This is a genomic window from Paenibacillus sp. FSL R5-0713, from assembly GCF_037973325.1.
Classification (GTDB): Bacteria; Bacillota; Bacilli; order Paenibacillales; family Paenibacillaceae; genus Paenibacillus.
In genome coordinates, this window is record NZ_CP150229.1 from 1,809,164 (window position 1) to 1,830,990 (window position 21,827).

32 protein-coding genes are annotated in these 21,827 nt (G+C 44.4%); 29 read left to right on the forward strand and 3 right to left on the reverse strand.

All coding sequences use genetic code 11. The features are described 5' to 3' along the window. Nucleotides 1-124: 124 nt before the first annotated feature. The 6 genes from MKZ12_RS08175 (at nt 125) to MKZ12_RS08200 (ending at nt 5,626) form a co-directional block, all read left to right on the forward strand. On the forward strand, nt 125-739 hold the full coding sequence (locus tag MKZ12_RS08175) for a histidine phosphatase family protein (RefSeq protein WP_339259818.1): 615 nt from the start codon (nt 125-127) through the stop codon (nt 737-739). Between the two features lie 104 nt (nt 740-843). Continuing rightward, nucleotides 844-1,500, forward strand: a complete 657-nt coding sequence (locus tag MKZ12_RS08180; protein ID WP_339259820.1) for a pyridoxal 5'-phosphate synthase — start codon at nt 844-846, stop codon at nt 1,498-1,500. 78 nt (nt 1,501-1,578) lie between these two features. After that, nucleotides 1,579-2,157, forward strand: a complete 579-nt coding sequence (locus MKZ12_RS08185; RefSeq protein WP_339259821.1) for a GNAT family protein — start codon at nt 1,579-1,581, stop codon at nt 2,155-2,157. 191 nt (nt 2,158-2,348) lie between these two features. Then, nucleotides 2,349-3,305 carry a radical SAM protein gene (locus MKZ12_RS08190; RefSeq protein WP_339259822.1) on the forward strand — a complete coding sequence of 319 codons (957 nt, stop codon included), beginning with the start codon at nt 2,349-2,351 and terminating at the stop codon, nt 3,303-3,305. A gap of 297 nt (nt 3,306-3,602) precedes the next feature. Then, nucleotides 3,603-4,616, forward strand: a complete 1,014-nt coding sequence (locus tag MKZ12_RS08195; RefSeq protein ID WP_339259825.1) for a phosphodiester glycosidase family protein — start codon at nt 3,603-3,605, stop codon at nt 4,614-4,616. Continuing rightward, a complete protein-coding gene (locus tag MKZ12_RS08200) occupies nt 4,613-5,626 on the forward strand; it encodes a bifunctional glycosyltransferase family 2/GtrA family protein (RefSeq protein WP_339259827.1) in 1,014 nt (337 codons plus the stop codon). Before MKZ12_RS08195 ends, MKZ12_RS08200 begins: the two co-directional genes overlap by 4 nt. Nucleotides 5,627-5,778: 152 nt before the next feature. Here the strand turns inward: MKZ12_RS08200 and MKZ12_RS08205 are convergent, their stop codons facing one another. From MKZ12_RS08205 to MKZ12_RS08215, 3 genes are read right to left on the reverse strand one after another with little or no spacing between them, the layout of a single operon-like run. Then, entirely contained in the window at nt 5,779-7,233 is a 1,455-nt protein-coding gene (locus tag MKZ12_RS08205) for a PTS transporter subunit EIIC (protein WP_339259829.1), read from the reverse strand. 29 nt (nt 7,234-7,262) lie between these two features. Then, the gene (locus MKZ12_RS08210; RefSeq protein ID WP_339259830.1) at nt 7,263-7,769 is read right to left on the reverse strand and encodes a PTS glucose transporter subunit IIA; all 507 of its coding nucleotides are present in this window, start codon (nt 7,767-7,769) and stop codon (nt 7,263-7,265) included. Beyond that, a complete protein-coding gene (locus MKZ12_RS08215) occupies nt 7,766-8,650 on the reverse strand; it encodes a PRD domain-containing protein (protein ID WP_339259831.1) in 885 nt (294 codons plus the stop codon). The genes MKZ12_RS08210 and MKZ12_RS08215 overlap by 4 nt, the downstream gene beginning before the upstream one ends. A gap of 297 nt (nt 8,651-8,947) precedes the next feature. On the opposite strand from MKZ12_RS08215, the gene MKZ12_RS08220 reads away from it, so the two are divergent. The 23 genes from MKZ12_RS08220 to MKZ12_RS08330 all read left to right on the forward strand — a co-directional run bounded on the left by MKZ12_RS08220 (nt 8,948) and on the right by MKZ12_RS08330 (nt 21,811). Further along, nucleotides 8,948-9,658, forward strand: a complete 711-nt coding sequence (locus tag MKZ12_RS08220; RefSeq protein ID WP_339259833.1) for an AAA family ATPase — start codon at nt 8,948-8,950, stop codon at nt 9,656-9,658. A gap of 73 nt (nt 9,659-9,731) precedes the next feature. Beyond that, a complete protein-coding gene (locus tag MKZ12_RS08225; protein WP_339259835.1) occupies nt 9,732-10,220 on the forward strand; it encodes an isochorismatase family cysteine hydrolase in 489 nt (162 codons plus the stop codon). A gap of 257 nt (nt 10,221-10,477) precedes the next feature. Next, nucleotides 10,478-11,005: a GNAT family N-acetyltransferase gene (locus tag MKZ12_RS08230; RefSeq protein WP_339259837.1), complete on the forward strand. Its 528-nt coding sequence runs from the start codon at nt 10,478-10,480 to the stop codon at nt 11,003-11,005. A gap of 187 nt (nt 11,006-11,192) precedes the next feature. Next, nucleotides 11,193-11,657 carry an NUDIX domain-containing protein gene (locus tag MKZ12_RS08235; RefSeq protein ID WP_339259839.1) on the forward strand — a complete coding sequence of 155 codons (465 nt, stop codon included), beginning with the start codon at nt 11,193-11,195 and terminating at the stop codon, nt 11,655-11,657. Nucleotides 11,658-12,036: 379 nt separating this feature from the next. Beyond that, complete coding sequence (locus tag MKZ12_RS08240) at nt 12,037-12,348, forward strand: hypothetical protein (RefSeq protein WP_339259841.1); 312 nt, start codon at nt 12,037-12,039, stop codon at nt 12,346-12,348. Next, on the forward strand, nt 12,335-12,739 hold the full coding sequence (locus MKZ12_RS08245; protein ID WP_339259843.1) for a hypothetical protein: 405 nt from the start codon (nt 12,335-12,337) through the stop codon (nt 12,737-12,739). Before MKZ12_RS08240 ends, MKZ12_RS08245 begins: the two co-directional genes overlap by 14 nt. 1 nt (nt 12,740) lies before the next feature. Further along, a complete protein-coding gene (locus tag MKZ12_RS08250; RefSeq protein ID WP_339259845.1) occupies nt 12,741-13,244 on the forward strand; it encodes a DUF4188 domain-containing protein in 504 nt (167 codons plus the stop codon). A 25-nt stretch (nt 13,245-13,269) separates the two neighbouring features. Next, the gene (locus MKZ12_RS08255) at nt 13,270-13,581 is read left to right on the forward strand and encodes a hypothetical protein (RefSeq protein ID WP_339259847.1); all 312 of its coding nucleotides are present in this window, start codon (nt 13,270-13,272) and stop codon (nt 13,579-13,581) included. A 17-nt stretch (nt 13,582-13,598) separates the two neighbouring features. After that, nucleotides 13,599-13,769 (forward strand): hypothetical protein, encoded by a 171-nt coding sequence (locus MKZ12_RS08260; protein WP_339259849.1) that lies wholly within the window; start codon nt 13,599-13,601, stop codon nt 13,767-13,769. A 209-nt stretch (nt 13,770-13,978) separates the two neighbouring features. Continuing rightward, the gene (locus MKZ12_RS08265; protein ID WP_339259851.1) at nt 13,979-14,425 is read left to right on the forward strand and encodes a LytTR family DNA-binding domain-containing protein; all 447 of its coding nucleotides are present in this window, start codon (nt 13,979-13,981) and stop codon (nt 14,423-14,425) included. Then, nucleotides 14,422-14,832: a hypothetical protein gene (locus tag MKZ12_RS08270; protein WP_339259853.1), complete on the forward strand. Its 411-nt coding sequence runs from the start codon at nt 14,422-14,424 to the stop codon at nt 14,830-14,832. Before MKZ12_RS08265 ends, MKZ12_RS08270 begins: the two co-directional genes overlap by 4 nt. A gap of 15 nt (nt 14,833-14,847) precedes the next feature. After that, the gene (locus MKZ12_RS08275) at nt 14,848-15,246 is read left to right on the forward strand and encodes a hypothetical protein (RefSeq protein WP_339259855.1); all 399 of its coding nucleotides are present in this window, start codon (nt 14,848-14,850) and stop codon (nt 15,244-15,246) included. Between the two features lie 40 nt (nt 15,247-15,286). After that, the gene (locus MKZ12_RS08280) at nt 15,287-15,679 is read left to right on the forward strand and encodes a hypothetical protein (RefSeq protein ID WP_339259857.1); all 393 of its coding nucleotides are present in this window, start codon (nt 15,287-15,289) and stop codon (nt 15,677-15,679) included. A 5-nt stretch (nt 15,680-15,684) separates the two neighbouring features. Next, on the forward strand, nt 15,685-16,032 hold the full coding sequence (locus MKZ12_RS08285) for a hypothetical protein (protein ID WP_339259859.1): 348 nt from the start codon (nt 15,685-15,687) through the stop codon (nt 16,030-16,032). Nucleotides 16,033-16,404: 372 nt separating this feature from the next. Next, nucleotides 16,405-17,247, forward strand: a complete 843-nt coding sequence (locus MKZ12_RS08290; protein WP_339259861.1) for an adenylyl-sulfate kinase — start codon at nt 16,405-16,407, stop codon at nt 17,245-17,247. Between the two features lie 42 nt (nt 17,248-17,289). Beyond that, nucleotides 17,290-17,541 (forward strand): hypothetical protein, encoded by a 252-nt coding sequence (locus tag MKZ12_RS08295; protein WP_339259862.1) that lies wholly within the window; start codon nt 17,290-17,292, stop codon nt 17,539-17,541. A 372-nt stretch (nt 17,542-17,913) separates the two neighbouring features. Beyond that, the gene (locus tag MKZ12_RS08300; RefSeq protein WP_339259864.1) at nt 17,914-18,099 is read left to right on the forward strand and encodes a hypothetical protein; all 186 of its coding nucleotides are present in this window, start codon (nt 17,914-17,916) and stop codon (nt 18,097-18,099) included. Between the two features lie 53 nt (nt 18,100-18,152). After that, nucleotides 18,153-18,665 (forward strand): phosphoglycerate mutase family protein, encoded by a 513-nt coding sequence (locus tag MKZ12_RS08305; RefSeq protein ID WP_339259866.1) that lies wholly within the window; start codon nt 18,153-18,155, stop codon nt 18,663-18,665. Between the two features lie 74 nt (nt 18,666-18,739). Next, nucleotides 18,740-19,264 (forward strand): GNAT family N-acetyltransferase, encoded by a 525-nt coding sequence (locus MKZ12_RS08310; protein WP_339259867.1) that lies wholly within the window; start codon nt 18,740-18,742, stop codon nt 19,262-19,264. A gap of 16 nt (nt 19,265-19,280) precedes the next feature. Continuing rightward, nucleotides 19,281-19,655: a hypothetical protein gene (locus tag MKZ12_RS08315; RefSeq protein ID WP_339259869.1), complete on the forward strand. Its 375-nt coding sequence runs from the start codon at nt 19,281-19,283 to the stop codon at nt 19,653-19,655. A 41-nt stretch (nt 19,656-19,696) separates the two neighbouring features. Then, nucleotides 19,697-20,239 carry a GNAT family N-acetyltransferase gene (locus tag MKZ12_RS08320; protein ID WP_339259871.1) on the forward strand — a complete coding sequence of 181 codons (543 nt, stop codon included), beginning with the start codon at nt 19,697-19,699 and terminating at the stop codon, nt 20,237-20,239. A 20-nt stretch (nt 20,240-20,259) separates the two neighbouring features. Next, nucleotides 20,260-20,925 carry a Type 1 glutamine amidotransferase-like domain-containing protein gene (locus tag MKZ12_RS08325; RefSeq protein WP_339259872.1) on the forward strand — a complete coding sequence of 222 codons (666 nt, stop codon included), beginning with the start codon at nt 20,260-20,262 and terminating at the stop codon, nt 20,923-20,925. Next, the gene (locus MKZ12_RS08330) at nt 20,918-21,811 is read left to right on the forward strand and encodes a PhzF family phenazine biosynthesis isomerase (RefSeq protein WP_339259873.1); all 894 of its coding nucleotides are present in this window, start codon (nt 20,918-20,920) and stop codon (nt 21,809-21,811) included. The genes MKZ12_RS08325 and MKZ12_RS08330 overlap by 8 nt, the downstream gene beginning before the upstream one ends. Nucleotides 21,812-21,827: the final 16 nt, after the last annotated feature.

Sequence of the window (21,827 nt, forward strand, 5' to 3'; positions counted from 1 at the left end):
CCGATTTTGGATAGAAGCTATCTGAGGTCGGGTTTATTTGATTCTATTGAAAAGTTCTGTAAACGTAAAGTAGGTATGTATGTTAAGGAATCTGTTTAGTGGAATCTGAAAAGGAGGAGAGAGCTTGAAAATTTATCTGGTAAGGCATGGGATGGATGAGGAAGGCTATCGAGGCGGATGGAGTGAGCGTGGACTCACGGAACAGGGGATCAATCAATCCAAGAGGCTGGGAGAGTATTTGCATCTTCATGCTGAGGAGTACAACATACATACCATCATGAGCAGTGATCTTCCTCGTGCAGCACAGACAACACGAGAAATTGAGAAGAGATTAAACATGCAGGCTAGCTTAAAGAAAGATTGGCGGGAGATGAATAACGGAGAGTTGGCAGGTATGCTTCATAAAGATGCGGAAGTGCGTTATCCAGGAGTGTATTTCAACACCCTTGAGATGCATTCCCCTTTTCCGGGAGGAGAAAGTCCAAGAGACTTTTATAGCCGGATAAGCACCGCCTTCGAGAATCTTTTCAGAGGTCTAGAGGAGAATACACTCAAGTCCAATGTTCTGTTAGTTACTCACGGCGGAGTGATTAACATCCTGTACTATCTGCTTGAGAATCGGGAATGGAGCAATCAGTCCAGCTTTTATCCCATGGGCAACACCAGTGTACATACCGTTGAAAAGGGAAGGCATGGTTGGAAACTAAGTAGTGCAAATGCATTAAGTCATCTAGAGTAGTTGTTTATTAGATCCAGAGCTGATCAGTCGACATAATCAGGATGTACAGACTCATAGGTCCCAATGTATTACAATGGTATAAAATAGCAAACGGAGGCGATGACATGAGTAATCAACCCATTGAACTGCTACAACATTTGAAGTCGTTATCTGGACCATTTCCAACGTGGGATATGGGGCAGTTGCCGGAGCGGCCAGGGAAGCTATTTTTGGAGTGGTTGAGATTGGCGGTTGAGAACGAAGTGAAAGAACCTCATGCCATGACGATCTCCACCGTGGATCACGACGGTTATCCTGATGCGCGGGTGTTGATTTTGAAAAACGTAATCGACGAAACGTTCTATTTTGCCTCCAGTTCGGAGAGCCGAAAAGGGCAGCAGTTGAAGGAGAACCCTCATGTGGCTCTCACCTTCTACTGGCCTTCCCTGGGAAGACAGATTCGGATAAAGGGAATTGCTGAGGATCAAGGAGATCAAGCGGGCGCTGATGATTTCCGCAAGCGTTCAGCTGGAGCGCGAGCAGTTGCCATGACAGGGCATCAGAGTGAGGTTTTGAATAGTGAGGAAGTGCTGGATAATGCCATTGAAGCTCAGAAAGAACGTATCCAACGTGACCCCGATGTCGTTACATCTCATTGGCGTCTATATGCTGTGAATGCACAAGAGGTGGAGTTCTGGCAGGGAGATTCAGAGCGCAAGCATGTGCGAGTCCAATATGTGATGCAAGATGGGCAGTGGAAGACACGCAGATTGTGGCCTTGATTGTATAACAGATGAGTAGGCAGCGCGGATCGAACGGTTATGGATTTCTTTTCTTAACAATCTCAGGGAGGCGAATCTATGAAAATGATTGAAAGTTTCTTCGAACCATTTCCGGTGTTGGAGACCGAAAGGACGATACTCCGGCGGCTTACCTATGATGATCTGGATGATATGTATAGTTATTGTGTTGTACCCGCTGTCTCGGAGTTCACCACGTGGGACGCGCATCAGAGCAAAGAAGATACCAAAGCTTTTTTGGATTTTGTCATGAGCCGGTATGATGTGAATTTAATAGGCCCATGGGGCATTGAAGATAAACAAACCAAGAGACTGATTGGGAGTTGTAACTATCTAGGGTGTGATAGCGATAACAGGAGAGTCGAGTTGGGATATGTGTTATCTGATCAATATTGGAATCAAGGCTACATGACCGAAGTAGTGAAACGAATCATCCAATTTGGATTTGACGAAGTGGGATTGGAACGAATCCAGGCTCAATGTTTAGTGAAGAACACGGGCTCCGCGAAAGTCATGGAGAAGGCAGGCATGCAATTTGAAGGTGTGCTGAGGAAATACATGAAGGTAAAAAATGAACTTCAGGATCTGAAGATGTATGCCATTGTAAAAGAAGACTTTTATACTAACATTGACATATAATAAAGATGCTATATTGTTTAATCCAATAATCATATGACAAGTGTTGGCCCGTTCCTGTCGTTAAGGAAATGGGTTTTTATTTTTTTAACAACCAACGTACATAATGTCATATCGTGAACCTGATGCCATCCGCTATACTCTTCAAGTTATCCAAATGTGGATTGAATGAAGGAACCAGGAGGTACAACGAATTGACAGCCAAAAACAAATATAAATCACTCGAACTTGAAACACCCGGCGTATATGAGCTGGAAGGGCTTGAAGTTGGAGTGACATCGAACTGTAATTATAAATGCGACTATTGCTGCGCCTACAATCGGGACGATGGAGCGTGCATCGGTAGTCAGGAAGTCATCCGTATTATTAGTGAGCTTCCTCGTCTTAAGCGCGTGCGATTGTCCGGGGGCGAAGTTACCCTGAAATACCAGGATTGCCTGGAGATCGTGACGTACTGTGCGGCACATGGCATCGATACACAATTGAACAGTAATGCCAGTCTGCTGACAGAAGAACGGATTCTCGCGTTGCGTGATGCAGGCTTGTCCAACATTCATATCTCGTTCAATTATACGGATGCGGAGTCGTATGCTGCGTACTACCGTGTGCATCCTCGCATGTATGAGAGACTGGAGCAGAATATCCGTTTGTGCACGGAAGCCGGTCTGGAGACGGTACTGGAAACGTTACTGTTTGAAGGGAATCAAGCGAACATGCAGGCCATTAGCGATAAGGTGTATGATCTGGGTGTGCGCATCCATGAGATCCAGAACAGCATTAAGATGCCGCATACCGACTGGAGCCAGATTGTATCCAAAGCGTCTCTCATTCGATCTGTAACGGAATTAATTGAGCATAAAAAGCCAGATACAACGCTCTATTTCACCTGTATGGACCGGTTTGCGGAACAGTTGAATTTGCGGGAGCAACCGGGCGTGTATTTCTCTAATTGCGTGGATGGCACGAAACAACTTCACTTGCACGGCAACGGAGATATTCTCATCTGTGAGTTATGTCATCCTGTCGTCATTGGCAACATCTATAAAGGAACGTCGTTGAAGGATATCTATGCCCAGCAGCCACCAGCGTTAACGGAATTCCTGAAAAAGCGGCCTTGTCCCGCATATGATGCTCTATTTCCATACGTATAACAGGAAGCTCTGACGAAGATGTTTTGATCTGTAAGCTGAACGAAACATCTATACAATAACAGCGACATTTAAGGTTATATAGATTAAAAATCAAGGTGATCTGCTTTCCTCATTGGGAAAACGGATCACCTTATTTTATTGAACTATTCATTTACACAATAACAGCGATTGGATGGTTGCTCTGTCATCGTAGTGTCAGTGTGAATATTCTTTAGTTCAAGTTATTTAGTTTCAGATTCATTTAAGCTCCCCGGCCTAATATGGCCTTAAGAACTTAGATGAAGAGGTGAGCTTGACATGATGAAGATCTATCAGAAACCAACCCGGAAAGACCCCCATAAAAGACCGATCTCCCCTAGAAAGCGAAGATGGCTCATCATCACACTTGTCCTTGTGCTCGCAGTAGGTGGAATCCTGTACAGCTTGGCTGACCGTTACCTGATCCGGCATGTGCAGGTGGTTGTAGCGGATGAGAACACAGCAACGGCAGCAACGGGCAACACGAATGATTCCACCAGTACTCCGACCACCGCAACTAAAGTGAATGCAACGTCAGATGATTGGAATTATTCGAGCGATGATATGGAGGTCCATATTGATAAGGTACAGTCAGGATCTGGCTCGGATCAAATTACGTATTATGTCGCTGATGTTCAGCTAACGGATGCAAGCAGCCTGAGAACAGCACTGGCGGATAACAGTTTTGGAACGAACATTACCGAGAATACGTCAGAGATTGCCGCAGCCAACAATGCGATCTTTGCCATTAATGGTGATTATTATGGATTCCGTGATGATGGTGTCATTATTCGAAATGGAACATTGTACCGGGACAGCCCAACACGGGATGCACTGGCCCTGTTCAACGACGGAACGATGAAAACATATAACGAGAACGAGATTTCTTCCTCGGAACTGCTGAGCGAAGGTGCCACCAATACATTATCCTTTGGACCCATTCTGATTCAGGATGGCGAGATTGTCAGTGATTTTAGCAGTGTAAAAATTGACAACAACTTCGGCAACCGCTCCATCCAGGATGCGAATCCAAGAACAGCAATCGGCATGATTGCTCCGAATCATTACGTCTTCGTGGTGGTGGACGGGCGGCAGGACGACAGTCGTGGCATGACCTTGGCAGAACTGGCCGATGTCATGAAAGGCCTTGGAGCAACCGAAGCCTACAATCTGGACGGCGGCGGTTCATCCACGATGTATTTTATGGGCAGAGTCGTCAATAATCCACTGGGGCGCAACCAGGAACGTGGCGTAAGTGACATTCTATATCTGACGGAGGGACAAGGATCATGACGATATTAATTCCATCCTATGAACCCGATGTGCGTTTGCTGAATCTCGTTCTGCAGTTACAGACATTTAAGCTTGGACCTATTGTGATTGTGGATGATGGCAGTGGCCCGGGTTACCGTGGGATTTTCGAGACGGCAGAAGCCTATGGCTGTACGATCCTGACACATCCCGTCAATCTGGGGAAGGGTAGGGCGTTGAAGACAGGCTTTCAGTATATTAAGGAGTATGGGCCTCAGGGTGGTGTAGTGTGCGCGGACAGTGACGGACAGCATCTGCCACATGATATTAAGCGTATCTTCGAAGTGCTGCTGGCACAAACGACACCCGGAATTGTACTCGGCAGCCGTCGCTTCAGTGGTAAGATTCCAGCACGGAGCCGTTTTGGCAACACCGTTACACGAGCGGTCTTTTCCCTCACGACAGGTACCAAAGTATATGACACACAGACGGGTCTGCGCGGTTTTCCCTACGCCATGCTGGACTGGCTGAACCAGATCCCCGGGGAACGGTTTGAATACGAGATGAACATGCTGTTAAGTGCACACAAGGAAGGGTACGAGATTACGGAGGAGTTTATTGATACGGTGTATCTGGATCACAATGAATCCTCTCATTTCCGCCCGCTGGTCGATTCGTTCCGAATCTATAGGCCCATCCTGATGTTCAGCACATCTTCGTTGCTGTCTGCTCTAATTGATTTTGGACTACTATTCGTCATTCAGTATTTCAGTCACAATCTTTTTCTCTCGGTTGTTGCAGCGAGACTATTTAGCTCACTCTTCAACTACACGATGAATCGGAAGTACGTATTTTCAGCTGGACGAACCTCCAAGGTTCGGCAGTCTTTGCCCAAATACTTCTCACTTGTCCTACTGGTGCTGTTATTAAACTACGGTTTACTGTATTTTTATAATGAAAAGCTGATTATTCCGCTGCTCGCAGCCAAGCTGTTAACTGAGGTGTCCATCTTTGTATTCAGCTATTGGGCACAGCGCAGATTTGTCTATTAACACAGAGAGAGTGGGCATACAGCTTGCTCTCTTTTTTTCAATCAAAACCGTTTCAAAAGAATATCCCGTGCTTCTTGATTAACCAAAAATGGACGAGAACAGGGGGGGAATATCCTTGTTCTCGGCCGTTTAAACCCACAGGAGGACGAGCGTTACATCAGCTTCTTAATCTCATCCTTCAGGATTTCAGACTGAGTGCCGAAGATAACCTGCACAGCTCCACCACCGAGCCTCATGACGCCGGAAGCGCCAAGCTGTTTGAGTGCCCGATCGTTGACGGCTTTGTCGTCCCTAACAACTAGCCGGAGGCGAGTGATGCAGGCGTCAATGCTCTCGATATTATCTGTTCCCCCGATCTCGGCAAGCACCTTACCAGCCTTGGTGTCGGCAGACGCTGCCACGGCGGAAGTATCAGTGGGGGTATCGGCATCATAAGCGTCATCTTCGCGCCCCGGCGTTTTCAGGTTGAACTTGACAATCATGAACCGGAACAGGAAATAATAGACGACCGCAAATGCGAGTCCGACCGGGATCATGATCAACGGATTGGTTGACAGCTTCATGTTCACAAGGTAATCGATCAGACCTGCAGAGAAGGCGAAGCCCAGCTTAACGTTCAGCAGGTACATGATCAGGGCTGCTGCACCGGTAAGAATAGCGTGCACTACATACAGCAGAGGAGCCGCGAACATGAAGGAGAACTCGAGCGGCTCGGTAATACCCGTTAAGAATGAAGCGACCGCTGCTCCGATAAAGATCGAAGCGACCATTTTGCGCTTTTCAGGCCGGGCTGTATGAATCAAGGCTAGCGCCGCTGCCGGAAGAGCGAACATCATAATCGGGAAGAAGCCAGACATGAACATGCCTGCCGTAGGGTCTCCGTTGAAGAAGCGGGTCAGGTCGCCGTGCACGACTTCCCCGGCTGCATTGGTATAATCTCCAATCTGGAACCAGGCGATGGAGTTGAGGACATGATGCAGACCGAGCGGGATGAGCAGGCGGTTGGCGATCATGAACACCATGGAGCCAACGCCGCCAAAACCTACAATCCAGGCGCCGAAAGCACCGATGGCATCCTGAATCGGGCTCCAGATCATGCCGAACATAATGGCCAACACCAGCATGGAGCCGGCGGTCACCATCGGCACAAAGCGTTTGCCGGAGAAGAAGCCGAGCCAGTCAGGAAGCTTGATATTATGGTATTTTTTATACATATAGGCTGCAAGCAGTCCGGCAAATATCCCGCCCAATACGCCCATATCCAGCTTGACATCGTCAGGAATATAGCCGAATACACTTGGAACGGCTCCCAGAATCCGCGTCAGTACCATATAAGCGATCAGGGCTGAAAGCGCGGCGACCGCATCCCCCGCCAGTCCGATTGCCACCCCAATGGCGAAGATGAGCGCAAGGTTGCCAAAGATCGCCCCCGCTCCCTCATTCAGGAATGGAACTACATACTGATTAAGAAATCCCCCGATCACGGGACCGAGCGGAATGTCCTTTTCATAATTAAGAAGACCGAGGCCTTGAAGAATACCTGCTGCAGGCAAGGTTGCTACAGGAAGCATCAGGGATTTTCCCAGCTTTTGCAGTGATTTCAGCATATTGTTCTTCCTTTCTTTTTTGATTTAGGTTATTTGGATAAGCTGACTTTCATGATCGTTCCCATGCCTGCTTCTACGCTGCCATACCCCGGGTGCGACTCCCACGGCTGTTCAGCTGCATTCGCAACGATGACAGGGGTGATGACCGGATAACCGGCGGAAGCGATCGCATTCAGGTCAAATTCAATCAGAGTCTGACCGATAGTGACTTGATCCCCGGTCTGCACTTGGGGTGTGAAACCCTGTCCTTTCAGGCTGACAGTATTCATACCGATATGCAGCAGCAGCTGCAGCCCGGAAGCATGCTCAATCATTAAGGCATGGTGCGATTTGATCAGGTGCACCACAGTGCCGTCGATAGGGGCGACCAGCCTGCCCTCCTGGGGAATCATTGCGACTCCCGGTCCCATAATTCCTTGCGCGAACGCTTCGTCAGGCACTTCTTCCAAACTGACGCAGGTTCCGGTGAGCGGGGAGGCGACGGATATTGTTTCAGATGTTTTGGCAGATTTGTTGTTTTTCCATTTCCAGATCATTGTGTGTTGTCCTTTCTGTTGTTGGTTTTGGCATGGGTTTGAAAAAGCCGGTATAGATGCATTGTGAGAAAAGCCGTTTCTTCCTCAGGCACTTCTGTACCCAAATCCTCGGCCATTACAGCGCTTAGTTTTGTGGCCAGCTGGTATTCGGACGTATATTCATTTTTCACATATTGTGCGAAGGTGGGGGCCGTCATCGGTTGCTGATACAGGCGTTCCATGGAGAAGCGCAGGTGTATCATGAGTCTTGCCTGGCTAAGGCTGCCCTGATCAAAGCGAACACCACCCTCATCTTCAATAATCGACTGAAGTTTGCTGATCACATTGGATACCTTAACCAACTGTCCGACAGGGACGTGATTTACGGAGGAGTACACATGGTATGTCAGGAACCCGGCCTCATCCTCCGGTACCTCTACGCCAAAGGCCTCTCCGATCATGGCCGCCGCTTCCGAGGCAATTTCGAATTCTTTCGGAAAACTGAGCTTTGTCTCCGTAAGAAAAGGATTCAGAATCTCCATCCCGTTGCGGATACGATATAAGGTGAACTGAATATGACTCGGAAGAGCAAGGTAGATCTTGTCATTCAGCTTGCCGGGAAACTGATCAGCGATGAGACGGATAATTCGGTCAGAGATGTCGATGACATTGGGGTCCAGATCCTTTATCAGCTCCTGCGCCTGCCCCCACTCCTCCCGGTCTTCCAGCCGGAACCTTTTCTCAATCCGCGGATCATCTGTCTGAACGGTGCTTTCCGCCTTGAACGCAAATCCCAACCCTTTGCCAATCAGTACGTACTCCTTGGTATTCTGGTGCGACCGGGCCAGAACAATATTACTGCCAACGACCCGCTCCACCTGCAGAATCATTCCTTTACTCACGGTTCACCGCCTCCTCATTTCTAAAGTTAACGCTTTCATGCCTCCGGAACGCAAAAAGAGCCAAGAAGCGAGTATAGTCTCATGTTCGCTTCTTGGCTCATGCCCTCTGGGGTGGTAACACGCCAATTCATTTTATGTTTTCATCAGAACGTTCTTCCTACATAATATAAAGCTGATCTGCCACCGTCAACCATTAATTTTGTCATCCAACTGTTCGTCGTTTAATATAGGGAATGTGTAAACGAAAAGGTACCTGCCGTAGTTGGAGCCAATTCTAACATGAATAGGAGTATGCCTATGTATCTTCGAAGTGTAGAACTCATGTCGACCAAGATTGAGAATCGGAACCAATATCCTTTTGACATCCCCGCGATACGTTCGTTGGAACGTTTGGAGCTCACGAATAACATTACTTTTTTTGTAGGTGAAAATGGTTCAGGGAAATCTACGCTGCTAGAGGGCATCGCTCATCAATGTGGATTCAATACCGCAGGGGGCGGCAGGAATAATACCTATGAGACACATGCTTCGGAATCCTCGCTCGGGAATTATCTCAGGCTGGCATGGTTGCCCAAAATAACGAATGGTTTCTTCATGCGCTCTGAATCGTTCTATCAATTCGCATCACATGTCGATGAGATGCCGGCATCGCTTCAATATTATGGCGGGCGTTCATTGCATGAACAATCGCACGGGGAGTCTTTTCTCAGTCTGTTCGTCAATCGCTTCAGTTCCAAAGGCATCTATCTGCTTGATGAGCCCGAAGCCGCTTTATCTCCTGCTAGGCAGCTCTCTTTATTGCGTATCCTTCATGATCTGTCAGGCACTTCGCAATTCATTATTGCGACGCACTCACCCATTTTGCTGGGGTATCCGGGGGCAGAGATTTTAAGCTTTGACGATAACCATATTCAAGAGGTAGTCTATGAGGATACCGACCACTATCAGATTACCCGCAGTTTCCTGGAGAACCGCGACCGGATGCTGAATGAACTATTCAAGGATTAAGTTAAGTTATCCGTGTAAACAAGGGAAGATATTGAATCATGCGACATTAAATTTATTGTTGAGGAGAGATTAGATGAAAGTAGGTTTGCTGATTATTGATATGCAAGAGAGTATTGTGCGGAAAAAGATGGACCAGACTTCGATAGACCATGCATGCGAGTACATTAATCATGTTGCAGGTGTGCTGCGCACGAATAATCATGTGGTCATTCACGTACAGGATGTGGAAGGGATGGAAGAGGCGGCGCCAGATGAGTATCGCATTATTCCCGAAGTGGATGTGAATGAGAAGGATATCACGGTTACGAAGGAAGCATCCAATGCCTTCTGGCAGACTGATCTGGAGCAGGTGTTGAAGAGTCATGGCATTGAACTAGTGATCATCGCCGGCTTTGCCGCAGAGGAATGTGTACTATTCACCTACAACGGAGCGATGGAGCGAGGTTTCCGGCCGGTGATGTTGCAAAATGGAATTCTAAGCACACATCACGAAGCGGTGACTTCAACGTACAGAGACCGCAATGTGATCTCATATCCTGTGGTTGATTATCTAATCCATTAAGGGTTGGCTACATGCCAGAGGATAATTGGTGGAAAATAAAGATAAGATTGATAATGGGACTCTGAAGGGAGTCTTTTTTTTACATATGTGCATGTCGACCGTGAATGTATGGTTACTCTATGGTTTAAACCAAACTTTGCCTATATCTGCTAGGATTGAAACGATATATTGAGAACAGGGCGCAGCAAGCGCTTTGTGGATATCGGGAAAGTCCTGTATGGGTCACGAACCAACTGATTAACTAAGGGAGATGTGGAATGAAGATGAATGTGCAAATTACGCGTATTTTGGCAGAACAAAAGGAATTGTTTCTCAACCTGTTCAACTTGTACTTATATGATCTGTCTGAATATTCTGGCGAAGATCTACTAGAAGAGGGGAAATATGATCCAACGAACACCTATTTATATCTGGAACGCGATGAATTATATCCGTTTTTCATTCAGTATGAGGGGAAGGTTATTGGATTCGCACTGGTATGCTCACCTCCATATGTGCCGGAAGATGTGGATTATACCGTGCAGGAGTTGTTCTTGGTCCAAAAATATCGCGGGCAAGGGCTGGCAGCACAAGCGGTTGACTTGGTTTTTGCTCAATTTCAGGGTAGATTCAAAGTAGAACAGCTCGCTAACAATGCGACAGCAGTTTCATTCTGGAAAAAGTATTATGAGCACCATCAGATCGAATATACCGAGTCTGAATATAACATTGAGATTGACAACATCGCTGGTAGCCACCGGATTTTGTCCCAGACTTTTGTGCGAAGAGGCAGAGTTTCTGAGTGAATGAAAGGTTTTTTGAATGTAATGTATTTTTTTAAGGTCCGATTTGCTTCTCCTGCGTTGAGAGGTGGATAGGATCTTTTTCAATTTCCATTTACCAATACATGGGTTATGATGAATTAAGAGGAGTCTACGGAAGTGATTGTTTAAGGGGGCAGCCAGAAGTAACTAAACAGAGAGGGGCAGAGGCATGACTAGTCGTATTGTTGTTACCGGTGGAGCTATTATTCGAGATCGTATGGGAAGGGTTCTGCTGCAAAAGAGATCTGATTATGGAGATTGGGGATTACCTGGTGGTGGTATGGAGCCAGGTGAACGAATCGAAGAAACCATGATTAGAGAAGTGAAAGAGGAAACAGGGCTTGACGTTAGTTCTTATAAATTGGCCTCCATCTACACGGGCGAGAGAATGCACTATACGTATCCGGATGGAAATGAAGTAGTGTTTGTAATGTTTTTATTTGACGTTATTGCGGAGTTGGAAGGAAAACTCTGTGATGACCAGCTGACTCTTTTATTTGAAGATGAACAAAAGGAATCATTACAGCTTGTTTTCAGATATCTTGATGAGATTGATATTGCCACAATTAACAATGTGCAGAAGCCTATATTTGTAGACTTGAAGCAAGGAGCGACTAAATTGCTTCGCGAGTGATCGCGATAATAGAATAGTTCAGATAGAGAAAGAAAGGAGCTTTTACATTGCCTTGGCCTATGGTCCATTTTGCAATTGCATCGGAATTGATATCCAAGCCACCCTCTGAATTGTTATTGGGAAGCCTAGCTCCTGATTCCATCCATGTAAGAACTAATCTTCGTACCGAAAAGGCAAAAACCCACCTCATGCCAGAGGAGGGAAGGTTTGCAACAGATGAAGAACTTAAAGCTTTTTTTGAGTCCAACAAGAAGTTAGCTTATAGTGATCCCAAATTCATGCAATATCTGTGCGGTTACATCGCCCATATCTATACGGACCGCGTATGGACATTCGATATATATATCCTGCATATGAAGTTCACCCCAATGGAAGAAACGTGTATACGAAGGATGTCACGAAGCTTGAATTTCTGATTTTACGGAATTGGGACAAGGCCAGCGATTGGTTAAGTGAGCTGAACGTGGGAAAAGCATATGATTTAGGCGGATTGCTGGAAGCTGAGGTGTATCAGTATAGGGGAGAGAAACTTGAGTTTTTAGCTAACCCTGACAACGAACACTTGGGTGACTTAAATATTTTATCCATGGAAGCTATGCAAGAGTTCATATATACAACAGGATTAGCGTTAAAACAATTGTATACGAAATGGGATGTTTATAAGGATTTACGCAGCAGTGTGTGTAAGTAAGGGAGGGATATACCTGAAGGTATACAGGAAACAACTCCGCAAAATTGTAGTGAATGATACACTGTTCCTGTACGTTGTGGATGAACAAGCATATGATATCGTCATTCGGGTTTATTCGAATTCGCTTAAATCCACATTCGTAGAGTTCGATGTTGCTTGGGAAGATACATGGGATATATTTGTCCATGAACCCAGACTGATATCCAACCTTATTCAATATGCAATAAGACAAGGGTGGGACTACCAACAGAAGAATAACAAAATGAGATTCAAAAACGCGAATAGCATTGTAAGAATTTTAATGGCAGAGAATCTGGACCAAGCTTTTAATAATGCTAGTAAGATCAAGTTTATTGAACGCAGGTACATGTTGGACGAGAAGGAGAAGTGACGTGCCGAACATATATAAGGGAAGATATTCAGCTCAAATTGATGGAGAATTTGTTGTATTTATCATCGGAATGAGGATTAATCGTCTGTGGGCTATACATAAATGGCTGCCTGTTTTACGATCCATGGGGCCGATGATTAAAGAACTCTATATGAATCCGGAGACCGGATTTCTGAGTACAGAGTATTTTATAAGCTGGCGTGGGGTGACGCTACTCCAATATTGGCGATCTTACGATGAATTGGAGAAATACGCACGGGGCGGACTGCACTTGGAAGCCTGGAAAAGATTCAACCGCTCCATTGGTTCCGATGGAACAGTAGGGATCTATCATGAAACATATAAAGCTCAGTCGGGTTCCTTCGAGACCATATATGTCAATATGCCCCAATTCGGATTAGCTAAAGCGTCTGAACACGTGCCTTCGACGGGCAAGATGGAGACATCCAGACGCAGAATGGGTGGAGAGAATGACCCGGCCGTGGATACACCAGAGAATCCTTAAATTAGTGAATAGAGAGGAGCATGTTATGAAGGCTAGACTTCGGCCAGAAGATATATATTCCAAGCAATTAAGCTGGCTGTGTATTGAACCGATGCTTGTTTCCGTGCGGGGCAGAGATATGGCCGCCAAAACAGAGATATACCGACAGTTACATGAGGGGCAACAAGCTTTATTTTTGTTCTATTCCTATCACAATCACACGAAGAGTCTGGCAGAATTTTATTGGTTTTCGGCGTATAACATCACCCAGATCAAGAGTTGGAATGGGATTAAAAATGGGATGCGGTTTTTTCATTTAGATGAGATGGTGAATGTACTGGATCAGATAGAAAGCTGATTACGGATCACAATTGGGTGGATGAAGTGTGGCGTGAGGTGCTGCCAACCGATCTGGAGAAGGACCCGATCCTACTTCTGAGAACAGAAGCATTATATGCTAATTATCAAGCCGTGGCACAAGAAGCTATTACACACATGAACGAGATGATCCTGCAAAATCAGGAGATGTATCTGGAGATCGATTAACATTAACCTAGCACCATTATATGAAAAGACTAACTCATGCCTTGAATGCTCCGGATGAGTATATAGAAGAACTGCTCCCATGGAGTGGTTCTTTTTGGTATCTGTGCAGTGCCGATGCAACAAACTTGCAAAATCCTGCAACAAAACGCAATACAGTGGGATTGTCGTAACTATGCTTGTAATATGAGTTGTGAGAGGAGGGCCAACACATGAAAGTCATTTTTGAAGAGGACACGTCAGTTGAAAAAAGGGTAGCCAAGGTCATTACACATCCAGAGGAAAAGTCGAAGTGGGATCGTATTCAGCAGGCGATCTGCGAATCAGAAACTCAATTAACGGTCATCCATGCCAAGAATAATCGCAATATGCAGATCCAATTGAGCTCGGTGGTTGCCTTTGAATCAGAGGATCGGATGTGCTGTGTCCGGGTGATCTCAGGGGAGAGGTATTTGCTTAATAAACGTCTGAAATTTGTAGAAGAGGATCTGGGTGACGTTCATTTTGTGAAAATTAATAATCAAACGATCATCAATACACGATACATCACCGCATTCTCTGCAACAGACCATGCCCGAATTAAGGTAGACCTGAGCGATCGCTCCAGCTACTTTGTCAGTCGATTTTATATTAAAAACTTTAGGGGGAAATTATCATGATGACTCAACTTAGACATTCTTTTTTTCAAGTATTCACGATGATGACGCTATGGATCACACTCTTGGCAACCGTATTCTTTGGTGATCTACCCATTCAGATGTCCTATTTATGGAACATAGCGGGTATTGCTCTCATTGCAGCTGTGTTGTTTGGAGTGATGTATAACATACTGTGGAACCATTTTACGTTAAAACCGGTATGGAATATCGTTATTTCTTCCACATTCAATATTGCTGGAGGTATGGCGATGGTATGGTTATTCTCGGTAGATATGTTCCAGTTCATCGCTCCCTGGTTCCCCGGTATGTGGTTATTATCGATCGTGCTGCACATCATCGCTTTTTATTTTTATGCTAGAATAGATAGCAGGAAAAAAGCGGAAGAGTTAAATAACATTCTCAAGTAGGCAGGGAGTGCACGTATGAACGAGGAAGAACTGTTGCAGCTGTACGGATTGGAACCAGATGAGCTTAACCGGAAGGACATCCGACAGCTGCTACACCAAGAGATAGAGAATCGAAACTTAGAGGATAACGAAGTTCTAAAACTATTGTGCATTATGTTGTTCTGTATCGGAAATGTAGAGGACACCACGCTGATCTGGCAGGCTAAACAAAAGAATCAGGATACGAGCAGTTATCTTGATGTGCAGTTATTATGTGGTGCAGGGTACGAGGAGACATTGATTTACCTGGAAAAGATGGATGGGGAACAGGCACATAAGGAATTGCTGTACCTTAGACAGTGCGAGCCGTATGATTTTGTTGATTTCTCCAAAGTGGAATGGGTCTCGAACTATAAACGATATTACGGTGTTTGAGGATAAACGAGTTAACGGACATATTGGAAGGATGGGGAGTATGCCAAGTTTGCATGACAACATCATATTAAGCTACGAAGTAGATTTAGAGAACGAAAGAATCAGGATGCGTACTCGTTCAAGTCATGCTGTGCCGAAAAATATGGATGTCTTATTCTCTGGTGTAATGGCCCATGCGTTCGATACGCCACTGCATGGCAGCATTATTTTGGATCTGGATGAGTGGGATCTGGAACATTTTATCCCATATAATCGCGAATTGTTAGAGTCGGGGAAGGGCTACTGCTGGCCTGTCAGTTATGATTCGTATGACGAATTGCATACCCGGCTGATCGAGGAGAAATACAAAGTACATGGTGATCTCATCCTCGTATGGATTGAGTGGTTGGGTTTTGGCGAAGAGCGTAGAGATTTCTGTTCAAGAAATGGGTGATCAAGATGAAGCCTGAATACACGCAACATGGTAGCAAGAGGAAGACAGGACTAAGAACAGGCATTGTTGTATTTGTTGTTCTGCTCGTTATTCTAGTCATGACCAATCCAAACGAAGAGGATTTTGTTGCCTGGCTCTCAAGTGAACATGGCATCCATGCTTCGTATAATGTGAATGAAGGCAGTACGTTTACGCAGACGATCAACGGTGACGAAAAGAGACTTCATTACAAAGGTGGACATATACGCCATATGGGAATCTTTTCAACGTATAGTTATCTTTTCTCGGATCATGAAGAAAAAGAAATCCTGATTGAAGCGGTCGGCATAATGAACATGCTATGGAATCGATAGTTAGATTCACTATGGACAGTTAAAAAAGTTAGGAAAAAGTTCTGCTGATATCCACGCTCTATGCATGATGTAACTTGTGCAGAGAAGCGTGTTTTTGGCGTGAGATGCCTTATACGTTGGAATGGCTAATTTCGTTCGTTCGCAAATCCCACATTATGGGTTATGATGTACCTTGAGAGAAAATTTTACATTGATAGGAAGTCTTCTTATGGAATTTACGAATGCCCGCATGCGTTATTTATACGAGTTTTGGAAAAAGAAAGAAGATGGCGATTCTGCGCAATGGGTTGTTGCAGATATTGATTAATAACATAATGACTGACATATGGAAGATCTATATCTTCACATTCACAGAACATAAAGGGTGATGCAATGATGACAAGGCGATTAATACTGATTGAAGGCTTACCAGGTTCAGGCAAGTCAACGGTTGCCCAAATGGTATCCGAAATTTTAAAGGGACAAGGCAAAAAGGTACAACTATTTCAGGAAGGGAACCTGGATCACCCTGCTGATTACGAAGGTGTTGCTTTTTATGATGCTGGAGATTTTGAGGTTTTATTGAAAAAACATGAAGAATACAGAGAGGTTCTGGAAAGCAATGCGACTGCCTATGGCGATGGTTTTCTGATTCCTTATCGTAAGATGAGAGAACAATGGGGAATAGAGCTCCCTGATCACATTGTACAGGATATTTTCAGCCGAGATATTTACGAAATTTCTTTTGAGCAAAATGTGAAGCTGATCACCGAGAAGTGGCAAGATTTTGCCCAAAACGTGCTAAGCACGAATGATGATTACATCACGATATTTGAGTGCTGTTTTATCCAGAATCCACTGACCATGGGTCTCGTAAAATGCAATCAAACCAAAGAGCAGAATATGCAGTATGTATTGGATTTGGGTCGTATCATTCATGCTCTGAATCCGCTTCTCATTTATATCGACCAGAAAGATATATCCTTTACCTTTGATAAGGCAGTTCGTGAAAGACCGAAGGAATGGTCAGAAGGTTTTATTAACTATTATACGAATCAGGGTTTGGGGCAAGCGCAAGGTTATCAGGGTGTTCAGGGTACGGTACAAGTTTTACAGGAAAGAAAGAGGCTGGAGTCCGAAATCTATGACTTACTTCAGATGGATAAGGTAGGGCTGGATAACTCGGATTACGACATGGAGGTTTGTAGGCGCAAACTGGAAAAAATTCTGGAGTAACCTTACGAAGCTAAGAAATCGAGAGCAGGTGAACAAAACAACATGAAAAAAACGTTATTTGAGCTTGTAAATGAAGTCGAAGATGAAGTGACCTTTATGGTTTTCCTACAACAATTAAGTAAGGATCGAGAAGGTCATGCAGATGAATGGCAGAATGATTCAATAGCGTCATTTTTGGAAGCGGCAGCGGATTGGGGACAAGCGTCGATAGATGGATTAAGCCATTACGAGAAGCCGGATAACCCATGGAAGAGATGTGCTCAGATCCTGTATATGGGCAAGATTTATGAGTAATATCAGACTAGATTGCAACGAGTGGAGGAAGTTAGTAACATGATGCATATTCATCTGACAGAAGAAGATTACTGGCAAATGAACAAATTTGCGATGTTTAAACTGTAAGAGAAAGGTGTGCTGATCGCTGTATGTGTGCTGCCTGTGGCTATTGCCATCCTATTTAGACAACTTGATTTTTCATAGAAGTGGAAAGGTTTGGAAAGCTTCAATGAGACAAAACAATATTTCTTTATTCTCATTAATAAGGCAAGTGCACATGTGATTCCGAAACGATCTTTTGAAACGGAGGCGGAAGCAGTTCGGTTTGCAGAACAGGTCAGAACATATATGAAAACTGCTCAGCATAATACATAACGGAGGTTTATTTTCATGCTCTTGTTGGAAGTAGCATTGATTGTCGTAACAGCTTTATTGTTAGGGATTGGTGCAAAAAGCAAAAGGAAAATTTTGCTTAAATGGGGTATAGCCAGTTTGATTTTATTGCTCGGACTCGTTATTTTTTCATTCATCATGGGATTTATAGATGGAGTGTCCGATGGATGGTCAGCAAGATGAGTATCTAAGAAAACAAAAATAATTAGTTGAGAAGCTTGAGGAATAGAGGGCTTATGGACATTACATTTATTCGTCATGGTCATGGTGAACACTTGTTAGATTATCCTAATCAATTAAATTACCTGCATCCTGGTCTCACTGAATTGGGAAAACGTCAAGTTATAGCGTTACGTAAACAAGTGAATTTATCGCCTGAAGACACCATCTTGGTTAGTCCAACGAAACGTACTATTGAAACAGCGCGCCTGCTAGAACCAAAAGGCAATCTTATGTTCAGCCCGTTGGTTGGCCCAAGAATGTTTCCTCAGAATCCGGAGTTTGTTCCTTTCATCTGCGATCAGATCTATTCCAAGCAAGAACTCAGCCATCAATACACTTACATAAAAATGCTTGATTTGGGGCTGGATTGTTGGAAGGAAAGCATTAATCAGATGGATGCATATCGATTCAAGATATTAGCTGAACAGCTTCTGGAGTGGTGCAGGAAACAGAGGGCAACACGTTTGTCATTTCACATGACGGTACAATATCGAACTACAGGATGTTACTCGGAGAACAAGGGTTAACCAAAAGTGATTTTCTTGGTGAGGCCGGACAGTACACAATCCGAAACGTTTAACGATTTAAAGGAGATCATGTCATGATACATTTTCCCAATGTAGAGACTGAACGTCTGTACCTCAGAGAATTAACCTTAGCAGACCGGCAGGATGTGTATGAACATTCTGCTAAACCGGATGTAACTCGATTTATGGATATTCAGCCTTGCCGCGATGTAAAGGAAGCAGAAGAAATCATACAATTTCACATTGAAGATTCAGGTTGCAGATATGGTCTATTCCATAAATTAGATGGCGAATTCATAGGTACAGCGGGGTTTCACTGTTGGAATACGGATTCACCGTCGAAGGCAGAGATTGGCTTTGACTTATCCCCGGACTATTGGGGACTAAGGTTGATGCAAGAAGCTTTAACCGCAATGTTCGAAATTGGCTGGAACGAGATGAATCTTGATTTTATTGAAGCGACTGTGGAGCAGGCAAATATTCAATCGCAGAGCTTGTTAGAAAAGTTAAACTTTCTGAAGTCCACTGAGTTAGTAGACAATCTCTTCTATTACACTTTACAGAAAAAATATGTTGGGTCTGACATAGACCCCTTTTGAGCAAGGGAGGATTTAAATGAAATCTGTTCCGTTCTCTATACTTTTAGCTAGTGCCATTTTGGGTATCTGCTTTATCATTGGCTGTATAATTTTAACCACTCATGAGAGAAATAGTGAACTCACTCAGGCAGTAGAGCAAGTAGTACCAAACGATAAAGTATTATTGACGATGCAAGAAACTGCCGAGTATCTGAGTATGACTGAAGAACAGGTGATGAGTATTATTAAGGCGGAACAAGGAAGCTTTACCGTATCAGGTTTCTTTGATGGGAAAATGTTCCCGTTCATTAAGGTTCAGGATCAATTTTTTGTGAGTAGAGTTGAGTTGGACTTGTGGGTTCAAGAAGCATCTGCAAGCCACAGAAGATATATTAACGGGCTGATGCAGTAGTCTATGGGAATGGTGGCATAATCCTAAGGAGATGAATTCACATGGAATTCGTGGGACAGGAAATTAAAATAACTACAGTTACAGAACAAGACCTCAACTTCATAGGTCAACTTGAATGTGACACAAGCGTATGGAGCTTCGAGGAAACTGTTGAAACAGATGAGGAAAAGGTCCGTGAGAAATATCGCAGCCATTTTGCTGTCGCAGATGAGAAACCGTATGCTTATGATTTCGTTATACGGCGCGTGAATGATCCAGAGGATACATCCATTGGTATTGTTCAGATGTGGAGTTACGTGGATCACCGAAAAAGCTGGGAACTTGGATTCGCTGTACTTTCGGAATACGCAGGTAGAGGATACGGGAGTGAAGCTACCCGACTTTTGCTACATTTTGCATTTCAAGAGTTACAAGCTCATAAGGTTGTCGGCATGTGTAATTCACAAAACGTCCGCTCAGTAGCACTGATGCAGTATGTGGGTATGACACGGGAGGCCGTCTTCCAGGAAGAACTATGGTGGAACAAACAGTGGACAGACCAGTATTTCTTCTCAATTTTGGAAAGAGAGTTTAAGCCAGTCTAATAGATACGGGAGGAAATCAGATGACTACGTTGGTTCTGCTAAGTGATTTGGTGTTCGAATCTAACGATAAATTGAATCAGAAAATACGAAGCTTATTCCACAGTGAACAGCCTTCCATCGGCTATATACCATCATGTTCCGACGCGGAGCGAAGGTATTTTGAGCACACTAGACGTTACTATAACCAAATAGGAATAGATAACATTCAATATTATGATCTTGATCTGCAGTACGAGGAGAACACATTTGGCTCTATTTTCGAGTGTGATGCGATACATCTATCCGGCGGAAATACGTTTTATTTTCTAAGTCTATTACAGAAGAGAAATGTGCTAGGTTTGCTGCGTTCCTATGTGAAGAGTGGTGGCATGCTGATTGGGGTCAGCGCAGGCAGTATTCTTACTACACCTACGATAGAGATCGCTGGGCATGGGGAAGATGCAGATGAGAACAATGTAGATCTGAAAGACATGAAAGCACTGGGTTTTGTCGATTTTGAGTTTGCACCCCACTGGGATGGTTCGGAAGATGCTTTGGATTCATTAAGAGAGTATACCCGTGTTAACCGTACAGCTGTATATGCGTGCCAAGATGGTGGCGGGCTTGTAGTTGATGGTGAAAGCGTAGAGTTATATGGAAATGTGCGTCTCGTAGATTACAGAGAAAGTGGGTCTTTTGATGAGTGATGTTACGGTCTATCATTATGATGCTTTCTCCACAGTTCCCGGTCAAGGTAACCCGGCAGGAGTGGTCTTTGATGCTGATCATTTCAGTGAGGCGGAGATGCAGCAGATCGCTTATCAAGTTGGTTTTAATGAGACGGTATTTGTGTTGAAATCTGAAGTAGCTGACGTCCGATTACGTTATTTTACGCCGGGTCATGAAATTAATCTGTGTGGACATGCCACAATGGCATCCCTGTATGGATTAAAGACACGTGGTATGCTGGGTGACCGAGAGTTAATCACGATTGAAACCAATGTAGGCATACTACCTATTCGATTTGAGCGAAATGACAACATCATTTACATGGAGATGAAACAGGATCATCCGCAGTTTATACCGTTCCAGGGGGATATTGAGAAGCTGGTAAGCGCCATAAACCTCACTCTGGATGAAGTGGATCATTCTATGCCAATCGTTTATGGAAGTACAGGAGCCTGGACATTACTAATCCCCATTCGTGATTTGAACTCTTTTATGAAAATGAAACCGGATTCTCCCCTTTTCCCAGGAATATTAATTGAGAATCCCAAAGCTTCCTTACATCCCTTTTGTTTCGAAACTCGTGATTTCGATGCGATGATGCATGCCAGACATTTCTCTTCACCTTTCTCAGGTACGACGGAAGATCCAGTGACTGGAACAGCCTCCGGGGTGATGGGTGCTTATTATTTAACCTATGTGAAACCGGAGATCGATGAGGTACAGTTTGTGGTAGAGCAGGGGCATGAGATTGGAAGAGATGGAAAGGTTCAAGTGAGCGTAATTCGGGATGGAGAGGATATGGATGTCAGAATGAAGGGGACAGCTGTTTTTGTGCGTGAACTGAACGTTGAATTGGATACCTGATCTATACATAAGGGAG